The sequence below is a fragment of the Actinoplanes sp. NPDC051388 genome (assembly GCF_055586225.1).
Genome location: NZ_JBVJIP010000018.1, coordinates 160,757 through 175,367 on the forward strand (window position 1 = coordinate 160,757; position 14,611 = coordinate 175,367).

The window sequence follows — 14,611 nt, forward strand, 5'->3', positions numbered from 1 at the left end:
CGAGGCGCACCGGGGCCAGGCAGAGCAGGTGTTCGCGACGCTGGGGTCTGTCAAGACAACGGCTCTGGCTCAGAAACGGTGGTCGAGGCGATCGGCCTACGCGAGCAGGATGCGTTGGCGGAGGTGAGCGAAGCCGGCGCGGCCGTACATCTGCCGTTTCAGGAACTTGACCTTGGTGTTGGCGCCTTCTATAGGGCCGTTGCTGTAAGGCTGGGTCAGCCCGGCTACGACGGCGGGCAGGTCCTTGCCCAGGCCGTGGACGAAGCGGTGCAGGGTGGGGAGGTCGTCGGCGTCGACGAGGCTCATCCCGGCGTTGAGGTCGTCGCCGCGGCGGCCGGTGGCAGGTCGGCGAACTGCCCGACCCACTCGGCGAGGACGCTGAGATGCTCGCAAGCCGTGAGGAGATCTCGCACATGTTCCTGATGGTGGGCCGGGAGGTCCCTCCGCGGACGCGAAACCTCGCTCGTGCAATCGGGTCGCGGCCGTTTGCTGCGACGGGTGGGACGCCGGTGTTCATCAACCCGTTGAGGTCGGCCGGTGCGAGAGCACGCGACACGGTCGGCGAGCCGTACACCGTCGTGCAGTTGCTCGACGGTCGGCGACACGTGGTGATGGACCTGTCCTGGAGCGAGGATATTGCCGCATAACTCTATTCGACGCTGAGGGTCGGACGCTGTCTCTGTACCTGTGGCTCGGGGGATCACCTCCGCTGCATCGTCGTCCGCGTCGGGACAGGGTGTCGGTGGGCGGCTTGGTCAGCGCGATTGATTCGCGTTGATGTACCCAGCTCCGAGGACGTTCAGAAGAGCTAGCGCGTCGGCGTCTCGGGATCCTGGCGGTGCGGTGTAGAGCACGAGGTGCTGGTCGCGGTCGGTGAGGGCGAGCGAGTCGCAGTCGACGGTGATCTCGCCGACGGCCGGGTGACGGAAGGTCTTGGTGAGCATCGGCGCGGAGTGCACATCGTGCTGGTCCCACAACCGGGCGAACTCGGAGCTACCGTCGCGGAGCTCAGCGACGAGGTCGGTCACGGCGGGGTCCGACGGATACCGGGCAAGGGTGGCCCGGAGTTCCATGGCGGCATGCAGCCGGAACTCCGTGGCATCGGAGATCCCGTACAGCGGGGCGCCGGGGGGTGCCGGGCCGAGGAACGCGCGGCGCGCGAGGTTGCGGTCCCGCGGGGCGAGCGCGGCGAAGTCTTGCATGAGCGCGGCCGCGAGGTCGTTCCAGGCAAGCACCTCGAAGGTTGCCGAAGTCACGAAGGCGGCTGTCTGCGGCAGCCGTTCGAGCAACGCGAGGATGCTTGGGCGGACGTCGCGGCGGTGTAGTCCGGTGCGGCTCGGCGCGGTGCCCGCGAGGACGTGGAGATGATCGGATTCGGCGTCCGTGAGCATCAGGGCGCCGGCGATCCCGGCGAGGACCTCGCCCGACGGCCGCGGCGCCCGGCCCTGCTCGAGCCGCACGTAGTACTCGATGGAGATGTGCGCGAGGACCGCGACCTCCTCGCGGCGAAGACCCGGGGTCCGGCGTCGCGGGCCCGAGGGCAGGCCGACGTCCTCCGGGCGGAGCCGCTCGCGACGACTACGGAGAAACGCCCCTAGCTCGTGCTTGTCCATAACCCCAAGTCTGCACGCCGCGCGGCGACGGATCCTGGTACTGGCTGTGCCTGCATCCGGATCCGGACTGCCGCGACGCTGGCAGCATGACCAACGCAAGCGACATCAGCCCCATCGGCCTGCTCACCGGCAAGGTCCTGTTCATCACCGGCGCCAGCCGCGGTATCGGGGCGGCCGCGGCAAAGCTTTTCGCACGCGAAGGTGCGGCGGTCGTGCTCGCCGCCCGCAGCACCGACGCTCTCGACCGGATCGTCGCGGAGATCCGCACCGGCGGCGGCGTCGCCGACGCGGTTGCTCTCGACCTGGCCGACCGCCCGAGTATCCGCGCCGCCATCGACCGCGTCGAGGCACTGCACGGACGGCTCGACGGCGCGTTCAACAACGGCGCGACGATCCAGCAGCCCGGCCCGCTCGACACGACGAGCGACGAGGACATCGAGCAGCAGTTCGCGGTGAACTTCCGGTCGCACTGGGCAGCGATGACGGCCGAGGCCGCACTCATGCGCCGCACCGACGGTGGAGCGATCGTCAACACCTCGAGCATCGGGAGCCGCCGCGCGAACCCGGAACTCCCCGCGTACGGCGCGATGAAACGTGCGCTCAACAGCATCACCGAGACCGCCGCCGTGACCTGGAGCCGGCACGGGATCCGCGTAAACGGCATCACCCCCGGCGGCACCGCGACAGAGATGATCGACATGTGGGAAGCGGCGTCCCCGGGCGTCGTCGAGCGCATCAACGCGAGTATTCCGCTCGGTCGGATGGCCGAGCCCCGCGAAGTAGCCGAGGTGGCCGCGTGGCTGCTCAGCGACCGGGCCTCGATGGTGACCGGTGCGATCGTGCCGGTGGACGGCGGCGCCGGCGTTTGACAGGACAGGCCACCCACGCCAGCAACCCGCCCGCATGCCCCTGATCACACGCACAGTTCACCACCGCAGGGCTCGTGTTCGGGTTCGCCGGATCGGTCTCGGTTGCCATGTTCTGCTCACGGCGAACGTCGCCGTGATGGCGGCTGCCCCAGGGCTGCCCGCCGGCGAGCTCTGCTGCCCGGTGCGGGCTTGGCGGATCATTGCGTGGTGGGTGTGCCGTTCTGCCAGATGCAGGGTGAGCCGGCGGTGAGGGTGAAGTCGAAGTAGCCGCCGCGGTCATAGCCGTCCACGGTCGCGTAGTAGCCGTCGGGGGCTCCGACGTTGTAGGTGGGGTCGGGGGCGGACCGCTTGTCATTGTTGACCTTGTAGCCCTGCTGCTCCCAGTAGGTGGCCAGGGGGGTGATGATTTGGTCGCGGGTCCAGGTGGTGTTGTTCGGAGCGATGATCTTGTAGCGGTGTTCGACGAAGATCCGGCCGGCGGGGCCGTTGTCGGTGGGGTCGTCGCAGGAGTTGGTGTCGCTGCCGTCGTTGTACTGCAGCTTCGCGCCCTGAGGCAGCTGCGCGGAGGCCTCCTGGACGAGCCTTTCGACCTTCTGCAGGGCGGTGGCCTGGGTGTCGGTGGGCTGCACGTCGTCGTCCTTCCCGGTGCATCCGGTCAACGTGAGGGTGAGGGCCGCGAGCAGCGCTGTGGACGTACTCAAAAACGGTTTTGATCTCATGTCAGCTTCTCGGTCTGGCCGGTGACCACATAGGCCATGTTCTTGCGGGCGATGTTGTTGTTGTCCCAGTACTTGGAGTGGGTGGCGCCTTCATTGTCCTCATCGCCGGGGTCGCTGGTGAACACGGTGGCGCCGAAGTCGTCGCGGGTGGGGTCGTTGCCGTGGATGATGTCCCAGTCCGGGATCCTGGCGATCATGTCGTGCTCGGCGCGGGTGGCGTAGACCTGGCTGGGGTGCACACCGTGCAGGTCGGCGGCGTGGTTGACGTCGACGCCGGGCGAGCCGACGAAGACGAGCGCGTCGGCGTTGATGTTGCTGCTGGTTGCGCCGTTGCCGATGACGGTGGAGCCGTAGCTGTGCCCGAGCACCGTGTTGCGGGACGGGTTGTCGCCGTCGTGGGTGGCGCGCAGCCCGGTCTGGAAGTCGTTGAGGTCTTCGCCGCCGTCCTCGGCGTAGGAGCTGCGGCCGGCGGCGGGGATGTCGTCGGGGGCGTCGTAGCCGAGCCAGTACACGGCTGCGGTGGTTTGGGTTGGGTCGGCGAGGGCGGCGTCGGCGGCCATCCGGTCGGTCCGGGTGATGTCTCCGTTGACCTTGGACAGGTCCGAGCCAGTGCCGGGAATGTAGGTGACCACGTTGTCGGCCAGATCGGGGTTACCAACCGACACGATCGCCTTGCCGTCGTCGGCGGTGGACACCCCTAGCAGGTAGGCGCGCGGGAGTCCGGTGTCGCCGAGGCGTTTGTCGATCGCGGTCAGCCCCTTGAGTGAGCCTTCCAGGTCGGTCTGCTGGTCACCGAGGCGCATCATCTCGATGTCGTAGGAGGTCCGCGGGTCGGAGGCGTCGGGATAGACCTCCCAGATCTTGCCTTCCTCGAGCATCCGGCGCAGATACTCCTGACGGGCCTTCACCGTGTCGAGGTCGGCGCGGGTGGTCTCGCCGGCGTTGTCCAGGACGATGCGGTTGGCGATGTCGCGGCCGGACGCCGGCACCCCGTCGAGCCAGCCGATCTGCTCCGGGTTGTTCATGATCAGGTAGCGCTGCTGGCCCGCGGTCAGGGAGTCCCACCAGCGTTTGACCGCTGCGGGGTCGCTCCCCCGCGGGGGGATGGTGGCCGGGTCGACGTACGCGGCGGGGGTGCCCGCGGCGGTCGCGGTGTTCTGCGCCAGCACGGACGCTAGCCGGTTGTCGAGGTCGGCGGCCTGCCGCAGGATCGAGTCGCGCATGTGCACCAGCGAGGACAGGCTCCGCGCGGTGTACTCGTTCGAGCTGCCCGGGTCCATGCTCATCGACCCGTCACCGGCGACGGTGATGTGCAGCCCGCGGGCGTCCGCCGTCAGGCTCTGCGCCTCGGCCTTGAGTTCGGCGATGCCCTCGGCCCACTCCGCGAGGGACTGCGCGATCGTGAGCAGCGGCACGAACGAGTTGTCCAACTCCTGCCGGAGCCCGGTCAGGTGCCTGGTCGCGGCCTCGGACGCCGGCCCGGACGGCCATGCCTGTGGCAGCGACCGGGTGGCGGCGGCCAGCTCGTCCGCCTGATCCTCCAGTGCGGCGCCCAGTTTGTCCCACTGCGGGGCTGCTTGCCGGACCGGTCCGACGTCGGCTGCCAGCAGCGCCTGCCAGGTGACAGTCATCGCGGTAACCGGCCCGCGGACCGTTCATCCGCCGCCCGATACAACTCGGCGGTGTCCACCAGCGACTGGCCCGCCGTGGTGATCCGGGTCGCCAAGCCGGTCAGATACTCCGACCAGCCCGCCGCGGTGACCGCCGCCTGCGCCAGGGCCGCCCACGGTGAACCCGCCGCATTCGCCGGCGTGAGATGCGGACCGGCCCCGGCGGCCGCTCGCCGTGCGGTGTCGCCTTGCTGAACGACCTTCGCCCCTAGGGCCTTGAGCTCGGCCGTGTTGACCTGAAGCTGCCCCATGCCATCCCCCGCACAGACACCTCGAAAGCAAGAAGGCTATCAATTTCCGGCAACCTGTCCCGGCGTTCGCAAGCAGGCTTGTGGTCGCTAGCCTTCCGCCGTGCGCCGCTCATTCATGATCATCGTGCTCCTCTGCGGACCATGCGTGGCGGGCTGCTCGGATACTGCGGAGCCGCCGCCCGTGGTCACCAGTAGTTTCGACGCTCCCGCCGAGCTCGCCGGGCTGCCGATCGTGCATGACCCCGATATGAACGTCAAGCCTCAGAAATGGCAGACGTGCCGAGCCGGCCGGGCGGGTTCGTCAGATTGCGTGGGCGAGTTCGGTGAACGCTACGGCGACCCGCAGCGCGGGGCGGGCGTCGGCTCCGAGCTCGTAGTGACCGCGCCGCAGATTCTGCATGAAGGCGTGCCCAGCGATCACAACCTGGGCTGTCCGATCGATTACCGTGGCCGAGGAGATCGTCCGTAGCCGGTACGTCAGCCTGACCACCTACCGCAAGGTCGGCACCCCGGTGACCACGCCGGTCTGGCACGTACCGCACGGTGCTGAACTCTGGATCGTGACCGAAGCGGGCTCGGGCAAGGTCAAGCGGATCCGGAACAGCCCGCAGGTGCGTGTGCAGCCGCGCTCCGTACGCGGGAGGGTGGCGCCGGATGTGCCGAGCGTGACGGGAACGGCCCGGTTGCTGGACGGCGACGGGACGGCGCTGGCCCGCAAGCTGTTGGCCCGCCGATATGTCATGTCGCGGGCGGGGAACTGGTTCGCTCGCCTGCTGCGGCTACGACGCCCTCCGATGGTCGGCATGATCGTGTCGTTCTGAACGACCCCGGCGTTCCGACCGGAAAGGCCACCCGGATCGCCGCCGCCGACCAGCGCATGGGCACGGGCGCGGCTTGCCGTCGATCCTGCCGCCGTCGGTGCCGGGACGCGCGCGGGCCGAAAGGCCGCGGACCGGCCCGGCACGGCCAGGCGGCTGAGCACGCCGAACGAGCCCAGAAGGCACAGCACGCCGTACACGGTCGCGGCGAGCACGGCCTGCACCAGCCCGTAACCGAGGAACAGCGCGCCTTCGGCGGCCAGCACCCACCACGACGCCGCGGCGATCGCCGAGACGTCGGTGCTGAGCCATGCCTTCACCACGGCGGGGAGAACCAGCCAGGCGATCGAGGCGCCGACGGCGACGCCGAACGCCGACGTCGTCGCCAGCAGGTCGGCCACGCGGGTCACCACCAGCGTGACCACCCACAGCGCCGGCAGCCACAGGCCCGACCTCGACGCGCCGCACCGCCAGGCGACGACCGCGGTGAGGACGGCGCCGGGGAGGCCGATGGCGGACGAGGCGATGAGCCAGGCGTCGCCGATGTCCAGCGCGTACAGGGTCCAGGCCAGGAAGCTGATCGCTGAGTTGAGGACGGCCGGCAGGCTCACACCGGCCGCTGACCGCCGTCGCCGCATGCGCACCAGCTGCGGGACGCTGAACCCCACGGCGAGCAGCACCGTCCCGGCGCCCATGACGTGCCCGGCGGCGTCCGCCCAATCCAGTTGCGTGACGAAGGACGGTGTGGACACCGCGATCGCTCCTCTGCGACGTGCGGGGAACCATGTGTTCCCCGGCTGCGAAGAGTTGACCGCGAGCGAGTCCGGCGGCGATTGAGTAAAGAGTGCTCAACCCGCTGGGTGGTCGGGATGGGCGAGCGTGCGGGCCAGCTCGGCGCGGCTGCCTATGCCGAGCTTGATGTAGACGCGTTGCAGGTGGTTCTCGACGGTGCGCGTTGACAGGTGCAGCCGGGCGGCGATCTCGCCCGCCGTGAGTCGGCGCGCGGCGAGTTCGGCGACGTCGCGCTCCCGGGCCGTGAGGCCGGCTCCCGGTGCTCCCACCGGCGGGACGAGCCCCGGCGTCCGGACGCCGTCGACGCGGGACAGGGCGTCCTGCGCCAGACGGGTCGTGGCCGTGGCGCGGCGGCTCTGGCCCTCCGCGCGCAGGGCCACGGACGCCAGGTGTGCCACCTCGGCCGTCTCGATCGCGGCACCGATACCGGCGAAGGCCTCGGCGGCCACCGACCACGCCGCTCCCGTGTCCGCCCGCACGGCCTCCGCGTGTAGCCCAACCGCGCGGGCGAAGCCGCCCTGCACCGCCGCGGCGGACTCCGCCAGCACCGGCGCGACCGAGCGGTCCCCGAGCCGTAGCAGGTCGTGGCGCAGCAGCAGCGCCACGATCGCCTGCCCGTTCTCGTCGGCCGACGCCGCGGCATCCTGCAAGACGGCCCGGCCGGCCTCAAAGTCGCCGTCCGTGACGTGGACCCAGGCCAGGGCCCGCTGCACGAGGTCGGGCTCGAAGATCCCGACCCGCTCCGGTTCGGTGGCGGGAATCTCCGCGGCCGAGATGCGCATGGCGAGGAGATCCCCGAGGAGCGCCTCGCAAAAGCACTGCCCGGCGAGGCTCCACCGCAGGGCGCCGCCGTCGGCTAGGTCGCGGTTGAGTGCCACGGCGCGCCGGAACATGAGCCCCGCGGCCCGCACGTCCCCGGCGGCGAGGGCCACCCGCCCGCCGAGCAGGGCCGCCGTCGCCTCGCCCTCGCGGTCGCCCAGGGCGACCATGCCGGCCTCGAGCGTCCGAACGTCCTCCGCCGCCTCGGTGAGCCGCCCGGCGAAGAGCCGCGCGGTCACCCGCGGGATCAGCGCCAGCTCCGGGGTGACCGGGGCGTCTGCGGCCCTCTGGAGGAAGGTGAGTGCCTCGCCGGCCAGCCGGTCGGCGTCGTCGCACCGGCCGCTCAGCGCGAGGGCCATGCCCTCCACGTAGTCCACGCGAACGCGGAGCTGGTCGGGCAGATCGTCCCGGCCGCCACCGGTCGCCACGATCTGCTCGGCCATCGTCCGGGCGGCGCCGATCTGGCCTGCCATCAGTGACATGACGGCGGCCCGGGTGCGGATCGGCCCGGCCACGGCGGGATCGACGGCGGCGGCGGCCTCGGTCAGCACCCGCCGGGCCTCCAGCTGGCGGCCGGCGAGCACGAGCACGTGCGCTCTCGTGTCAGCCAGCCGGACGCGCTCCGCCATCGTCAGGTCCTGCCGGGCCGCCTCGTCGAGAACACCGTTGGCCTCCGGCACCCGGCCCCCGCGGAACAGCGCCTCGGCGAGCGTGATCCGCGCCTGGACCGGGCCTCCGGCGTCGATCGCCGCCCGCGCCAGCCGCTCGGTCAGCGACAGGTCGAACCTCTGGCCGGCCTGTCGCGCGGCCTCCGTGAGCAGCTCGGGCGCGACGGCGCCGTCGCTGTCGAGGGTCCACGTGGCCAGCCGGAGGATGTCGTCGCGGCGGCGGGCGCCGGTCGCCTGGACGGCGACCGCGAGATCGCGGTGCCGGCGGCGCCTGCGGGTGACCGGCAGGCCCGCGCGCACCACCTCGGCGTACAGCGGGTGGGCGAGTTGGACCACGAGCCGTCGGCCGTCCCGCGTCACGGTCACGACGCCCAGGGCCTCCAGCGTCTCGACGGCCTCGGCCCCCGTCAGCTCCTCCAGCGTCGGCAGCGGCAGCGTCCCTGCCAGCGCCAGCAGCTCGACGGCCGCCGTTTCCGGCGCGCCGAGGCCGGACAGCCGACTGCCGATCACCTCGGTCAGCCGCGCCGGTGGCGTCCAGCTCTCGCTCACCACCCATGCGCCGCCGTGAGCCGACAACGTGCCCTCCTGCAGCCCGATCCGGACGAGCTCCCGCAGGTAGAGCGGGTTGCCGCCGGTCCGCCGCGACAACGTGAGCGCCGTGCTGGCCAGCACCGGCGGGCCCAGCACGGCGTCCAGCAGGGTCCGGACGCCGTCCGGGTCGAGCGGGCCGAGGTCGACGATCTCGGCGTCGCCGTCGCGCCACAGGGACTCCACCGCGTCGGGAACGGGCGTCCCGCTGCGCGCCGTCCCCAGCAGCCGGCAGGTTCCGGTCGTGACCAGCTGGTGCAGCAGCGTGGCCGATCCCGGGTCCAGCAGCTGCAGGTCGTCCACGTGCAGGACGATGACTCGGCCGGCGGCACGGGCGTCGAGATCCTGCCGGACGGCGCCGAGCAGCGCCAGGGCATTGGGCTGCGCCTCGATCGGCGGTAGCAGGGGCGCGAGGGCCCCGAACGGGATCGTGGCCGCGGCCTGGCTGCCGGCGGCACGCAGCAGCCACACCCGCTCCGGAGCGGCGCCCGCCATGACGGCCTGGGCCAGCCGTGTCTTGCCCGTGCCGGCGGCACCGACGATGACCACCGAACCGCCCGGTGCCGCCCCCTCGGCCGGGCGAAGCACGCTGCCGGCCCGCGCCAGGGCTTCGTCCCGCCCCACCAGCGGCCACTCCGTCACCGGGACATTGTGTCGCTCCGGTGGCCCGACCGTGCTGATTTACCTATGGTTTCTGTGATGACCCGGCGCCCGCGCACACGCGGTGAGCTGAGGTTTCCCGGTTCACGGTAACGATCGTCGGCGGATTGGCTCGACCAGCCAGCTCGCGCAGACTGACCGTGGATACGGCATCGTGGCTACCCTTTGGGCCGCCGACCGGTCCGGACTTTGCAGTCCGCGGCTTGGCGCCGTCAACTTGCCGCGACGCTCCGGCGGATCACCAGCAGCGCGATGTCGTCGACCGGGTTCTCCGTGTCGATCGCTGTCATCACCTCGGCGCACACCTGGTCCGCGCTCAACCCACCCCGGACTGCGGCGACTAGTTCGCCGATTCCATCGTCGATGATCCGGTCGCGGCGCTCGACCAGGCCGTCGGTGAAGCCCACCAGCACCGCACCGCGTGCCCACGGCAGCGTCGTGGAGCGGCGCCGAGTGCGTGGCGGCTCCACGCCGACCGGCGGGTCCACCATTGCCTCAACGACAGCCGCTGAACGGCCCGGCTCAACGAGCACAGGTCGCAGATGGCCGGCCAGCGAGATCACAAACTGGCTCCGGTCCGGCGCAATCATCGCGTACAGCACAGTCGCCAGGCTGGCGGTTTCGAAGTGCCGGACCTTGCGGTCCAGCATCGACAGCGCCTCGGCCGGATCATCACAGATCAACGCGTACGCGCGTAGCGCACTGCGGATCCGGCCCATCACTACGGCTGCCTGCAGTCCGTGTCCGGTCACGTCGCCGACAACGACCCCGACCCATCCCGACGGCAACGTGAACACGTCGTACCAGTCCCCACCGACCCCAAACTCGTGACCTGGCACGAATCGCGCTGCCACCTCCATGCCCGCAAGGCTGGGCGGCGTTGCCGGCAGCAGGCTGCGCTGCAAGGCCAGCGCGGCCGTCTGCTCGAGCCGGTGCGCGCGGATCTCTCCGGCCGCGGCTGCTCGGTCGGCGACCAGTTGTAGCAGCTGCACGTCGTTGTCGGTGAACGTCCGCGGTGTGCGGCTGCCGACGTGCAACACCCCGACCAGCTCGCCGCCGGCCAGCATTGGCACGCCCAGCAGCGATCGCACGCCCGCCTCGATCAGCACCGGATTCACCACGTCACCTGGACGAATCTCGGGCAACGTGACCGGCTGGCGCAGCGCGGCGACCCGGCCGGCGAACCCGCGGCCCACCGCGATCCGGAATCCGCGTCGCACCTCCTCCTCGAGTCCTTTGGCCGCCGTCGCCACCAGCTGCTGCGCATGGCTATCCAGCAGTAATACGGCAACCGTGTCGACACCGAGCAGGTCTCGGACGCGTCCCAGCAGTTCGTCGAGCAGGTCCGCGGCGTCCAGGTGTCCGAGGGCGGCGTCGGTCACCGCCTCCAACCGGCGCAACCGCTCGTCGGCGGCCATCACCTCAACACCCGCCACGCTCAACACCCTATACATCGGCGACCAGCCGGGAACCCGGCCGAAGCCCCTGCATGTTGCCGAACCACCCTGCCCCGGTTCGCCGAATGAGCCTGCGCCGCCTGGACCGGGCCGGTACGCACGCATTGCCTTCCTTGGCAGGGTCGATCTCGGTCACGAAGGCGTCTCCGAGAGCTGACAGCCGCGCGGTGGTCCTCAGGCGTCGTGGCCCAGCGACGAGGACAGTTCCCGGTGAGCGTCGGCCTGCTCGATCAGGGTCTTGGTGTTCGCTTCATCGTTCGTGTTTCTGAACGCGTTTCGTGCTTTCGTCCTAGGCTGAGACGAAATGCTCCAATGGCCGCTCACCTCGCGGCGGGACCGAGGGCACCATGGCCGTCCTGGCTGTCACCGCGCTCTACATGATGATCTTCCTCTGGGTGTCGTGGTGCTACCTGCGCGGACGTGACCCGCTGCTCCGCGACGTAATGTGGATCTTCGCGGCGGTGGCGTTGCTGTTCGTTCTCGGCGTCGTCGGTGTGCTGGTCGGCCAGCCGCCGCGGGTGGTGGCGGTGTCGTCGTCGGCGTTGCTGTTGGCGCAGCCCTTGCTGACGTTGCGGCTGGTGGGGCGGCTGCGCCCGGTGCCGCGGTGGTTGCAGGTGTCGGCGCTGGCCGGCTGGGCGCTCAGTACGCTGCCGCTGGTGGCATTACCGAGGCCGTTGCCACCGCAGGTGGTGTGGCCGATGGTGGGCGTGTTCTTCGCCGTGGAGGCTGTCGCCGCGTGGCTGTTGACCGTCGAGGCGCGTCGCCGCGCGGGCGCCGCCCGGGTGCGGCTGGGTTATACCGCGGCAGGTACCGCTCTGTTCGGCGTGACGTTACTGATCGCCGGCGGCGGGCCGGCGATGGTCGTGTGGTCACGCTCGATGGCGGTGATCTCCGGACTGCTGTACGTCCTGGCGTTCGTGCCACCGCGACGGCTGCGCCGGAACTGGTCGCGCGAGGCCACGAACACGGTGCTGCGTCAACTGCTGGCCATACCGGCCGACGAACCGGCAGCACGTACCTGGCAGGGTTACTGCCAAGGCGCCCGGGAGATGTTCGGCGCCGACGCAGTCGTGGTGTTACTTCCTGCCACGGCCGACACCGTGCAGGTGGTGACCTGGAGCGGACTGCCATTGCCCGATCCTGAGCATGAGTACGATCAGCGAGACATCGACGAGGTATTGGCCGCCACGGCCACGATCGACGCCCTAGCTGCTGGAATCGGTACGCCGCGGGTAGCGGTCACGCTCGCCCTGGCCAGCAAAGCCCGGTTCGTGGCCGCAGCGCCGGTGCCGACCGCTGGCGGTCGCGGCGCGGTGGTGCTGCTCAGCCGATACCGCCGCTTGTTCGCCGATGACGACATCGCCTTGTTGACCGAGCTCGGTGAACAGGCCGAAGCCCTGGCGCAGCGAGCTACCGTCCTGGCGCAGCGGGCCACCGCCCTGGCCGAACAACAGCGCCTGGCAGCCATCGTGGAGTCATCCCACGACGCGATCATGTCCAAAACCCTCGACGGGGTGATCACCAGTTGGAACTCAGGCGCCGAACAGCTCTACGGCTATCAGAGCGACGAGGTCCTGGGCCGGCCCGCGGCCATGCTGTTCCCCCCAGACCAGGAAGAGACAGAAGCGCAGCTGATGGACCGCATCGCCCACAGCGAGCGCGTCGAGCAGTACGAAATTCAGCGCCGTCGTAAGGACGGCACCGTGTTCACTGTGGCGTTGACGCTGTCACCGATCACCGACCCGCACGGTCAGATCACCGGCGTCGCCTCCATCTCCCGAGACATCAGCGAGCGGCAACGCGCCGAGGCGATGTTCCGGGGCCTGCTGGAAGCGGCCCCCGACGCGATCATCGGTGTCACCCGCGACGGGACCATCACCCTGATCAACGCCCAGACCGAACGCATGTTCGGCTATCAGCGCGAAGAACTGATCGGCCAGTCGATCGACATCCTGGTCCCCGAGCGGGTACGCGCCCACCACCACCAGCAGCGCGACGCCTACTTCGCCGACCCCCAGCCCCGGCAGTTGGGTGCCGGCAAGGACCTGAACGCGGTGCGTAAAGACGGCAGCGAGTTCCCAGTCGAGATCAGCCTGTCCGCGCTGCAAACCCACCAAGGCGTGATCGTTTCCGCCGCCATCCGCGACGTCACCGAACGCCTACACGCCCAGAACGAACGCGAACGGCTGATTACCCAGGCCGAACGCGACGCGGCCGAACGGCGCCTGCAACACGCCCGCCGGCTGGAAAGCCTCGGGCAGCTCGCCGGTGGTGTGGCCCACGACTTCAACAACATCCTCGCCGTGATCGCCAATTACAGCGAACTGCTGCTCGACACCCTCGACACCCCGGCCGTCAGCACCGAGGACCTGGCCGCCGCCCGCAACGACGTCGGCCAGATTAGCCGGGCCGCCGAACGCGCCACCCGGCTGACCAAACAACTACTCGCCTTCGGCCGCCGCGACATCACCCAAGCCGAAGTCCTCAACGTCAACCACGTCATCGGCGACGTCGAGCAGATGCTGCGCCGCACCCTCGGCGAACACATCCACCTGATGACCCACCTCGACCGACAGCTGTGGCCGAACTACGCCGACGCCAGCCAGATCGAGCAGATCCTGGTCAACCTCGCCGTCAACGCCCGTGACGCGATGCCCGACGGCGGCACCCTGTCCATCGATACCACCAATGCCGTCCTCGAAGGCGAAGACGTCCGTCAAGGACCCCTGCAGCCGGGCCGATACGTGCGCATTCGGGTCAGCGACACCGGCACCGGCATGCCACCGGAGGTCATCGAACGAGCCTTCGAACCGTTCTACACCACCAAACCGCAGGGCTCCGGGACCGGACTGGGCCTGGCCACCGTCTACGGCATCGCGACCGCCGCCGGCGGCGACGTACACCTGTACTCCGAAGCTGACATCGGCACCACCATCACCATCCTGCTACCCGCGGTCGACACCCCCGCCGACGTCACCGTCACCGAGGCCGGACCCGTCATGCAGGCAGCCGCCGAACCACGACCACACGAGACCATCCTGATGGTCGAAGACGAAGACGCCCTACGCCAGGTCACCGCACGCATCCTCACCCGCGCCGGCTACGACGTCCTACCCGCGAACTGCGGCGCGCAGGCGATCCACCTCGCCCACACCCATCCCGAGCCGATCGACCTGCTCCTCACCGACGTGATCATGCCGAACATGCTGGGCAACGAAGTCGCCGCCCGCATCCAAGCCATCCGCCCCGATATTCCCGTGCTCTACATGTCCGGCTACGCCCAACCCGTCCTCACCGAAAACGGCACCCTGCCCGACGGCGTCACCATCGTCGAAAAGCCCTTCACCAGCCGCGAGCTGCTCCACAGCATCCACACCGCCCTACACCAGCGCGTAGCGCGGTGACCGACCATGGCCGCCGGCCGGCGGGCCCGCTGGTGCGCCAATGCCCGGCCGCTCGTACCCCGCGCCCTCGGCCGCTCGGTCGTAGAACCCCTGACGCGCGTCGGAGTCCTGCCGTGGACCGGCGTGATCGGACTCCAGCAGCACCTCCACCGCCGCCTTCAACACCGCAGCGTGCCGGGCATAGCCGGGCTGACGGCGCACCTTCTCCTTATCCGACGCCTTCGACGCACGCCCGATCAGCTCATTGGCCATGAACACGTCGAGCAGCCCGCAACGCATCGGA

General features: G+C 70.1%; 12 protein-coding genes and 1 pseudogene. 4 read left to right on the forward strand and 9 right to left on the reverse strand.

The genetic code is table 11. The features are described 5' to 3' along the window. Positions 1-96: 96 nt before the first annotated feature. Together ACZ6TI_RS36935 and ACZ6TI_RS36940 are read right to left on the reverse strand one after the other, a co-directional pair. A complete protein-coding gene (locus ACZ6TI_RS36935) occupies positions 97-366 on the reverse strand; it encodes a transposase (RefSeq protein ID WP_465349879.1) in 270 nt (89 codons plus the stop codon). A 389-nt stretch (positions 367-755) separates the two neighbouring features. Next, positions 756-1,613 (reverse strand): helix-turn-helix transcriptional regulator, encoded by an 858-nt coding sequence (locus tag ACZ6TI_RS36940; RefSeq protein ID WP_465349880.1) that lies wholly within the window; start codon positions 1,611-1,613, stop codon positions 756-758. A gap of 86 nt (positions 1,614-1,699) precedes the next feature. Between ACZ6TI_RS36940 and ACZ6TI_RS36945 the strand changes: the two genes are divergently transcribed. After that, positions 1,700-2,482: an SDR family NAD(P)-dependent oxidoreductase gene (locus ACZ6TI_RS36945; RefSeq protein WP_465349881.1), complete on the forward strand. Its 783-nt coding sequence runs from the start codon at positions 1,700-1,702 to the stop codon at positions 2,480-2,482. Positions 2,483-2,679: 197 nt separating this feature from the next. Here ACZ6TI_RS36945 and ACZ6TI_RS36950 read toward each other — a convergent pair whose 3' ends face one another. From ACZ6TI_RS36950 to ACZ6TI_RS36960, 3 genes are read right to left on the reverse strand one after another with little or no spacing between them, the layout of a single operon-like run. Continuing rightward, positions 2,680-3,201 (reverse strand): hypothetical protein, encoded by a 522-nt coding sequence (locus ACZ6TI_RS36950; RefSeq protein ID WP_465349882.1) that lies wholly within the window; start codon positions 3,199-3,201, stop codon positions 2,680-2,682. Next, positions 3,198-4,832 (reverse strand): alpha/beta hydrolase, encoded by a 1,635-nt coding sequence (locus tag ACZ6TI_RS36955; RefSeq protein ID WP_465349883.1) that lies wholly within the window; start codon positions 4,830-4,832, stop codon positions 3,198-3,200. The genes ACZ6TI_RS36950 and ACZ6TI_RS36955 overlap by 4 nt, the downstream gene beginning before the upstream one ends. Beyond that, positions 4,829-5,122, reverse strand: a complete 294-nt coding sequence (locus ACZ6TI_RS36960; RefSeq protein ID WP_465349884.1) for a hypothetical protein — start codon at positions 5,120-5,122, stop codon at positions 4,829-4,831. Before ACZ6TI_RS36960 ends, ACZ6TI_RS36955 begins: the two co-directional genes overlap by 4 nt. 100 nt (positions 5,123-5,222) lie before the next feature. Here ACZ6TI_RS36960 and ACZ6TI_RS36965 point away from each other — a divergent pair, with 100 nt between their 5' ends. Together ACZ6TI_RS36965 and ACZ6TI_RS36970 are read left to right on the forward strand one after the other, a co-directional pair. Beyond that, entirely contained in the window at positions 5,223-5,591 is a 369-nt protein-coding gene (locus tag ACZ6TI_RS36965; RefSeq protein ID WP_465349885.1) for a hypothetical protein, read from the forward strand. Continuing rightward, positions 5,521-5,943, forward strand: a complete 423-nt coding sequence (locus tag ACZ6TI_RS36970) for a PPOX class F420-dependent oxidoreductase (protein ID WP_465349929.1) — start codon at positions 5,521-5,523, stop codon at positions 5,941-5,943. Before ACZ6TI_RS36965 ends, ACZ6TI_RS36970 begins: the two co-directional genes overlap by 71 nt. Before the next feature lie 560 nt (positions 5,944-6,503). Here ACZ6TI_RS36970 and ACZ6TI_RS36975 read toward each other — a convergent pair. The 3 genes and pseudogenes from ACZ6TI_RS36975 to ACZ6TI_RS36985 all read right to left on the reverse strand — a co-directional run. Further along, positions 6,504-6,635, reverse strand: a pseudogene (locus ACZ6TI_RS36975) (hypothetical protein); the annotation flags it as partial. Between the two features lie 153 nt (positions 6,636-6,788). After that, positions 6,789-9,449, reverse strand: coding sequence for a LuxR C-terminal-related transcriptional regulator (locus ACZ6TI_RS36980; RefSeq protein WP_465349886.1), 2,661 nt, complete (start codon positions 9,447-9,449; stop codon positions 6,789-6,791). Between the two features lie 230 nt (positions 9,450-9,679). Then, entirely contained in the window at positions 9,680-10,903 is a 1,224-nt protein-coding gene (locus ACZ6TI_RS36985) for a PP2C family protein-serine/threonine phosphatase (RefSeq protein ID WP_465349887.1), read from the reverse strand. Between the two features lie 368 nt (positions 10,904-11,271). Here ACZ6TI_RS36985 and ACZ6TI_RS36990 point away from each other — a divergent pair, with 368 nt between their 5' ends. Continuing rightward, positions 11,272-14,328, forward strand: coding sequence for a PAS domain S-box protein (locus ACZ6TI_RS36990; protein WP_465349888.1), 3,057 nt, complete (start codon positions 11,272-11,274; stop codon positions 14,326-14,328). Here the strand turns inward: ACZ6TI_RS36990 and ACZ6TI_RS36995 are convergent. Next, a complete protein-coding gene (locus tag ACZ6TI_RS36995; protein ID WP_465349889.1) occupies positions 14,305-14,607 on the reverse strand; it encodes a YwdI family protein in 303 nt (100 codons plus the stop codon). The two genes, ACZ6TI_RS36990 and ACZ6TI_RS36995, sit on opposite strands and share 24 nt — an antisense overlap. Between the last annotated feature and the right edge of the window lie 4 nt (positions 14,608-14,611).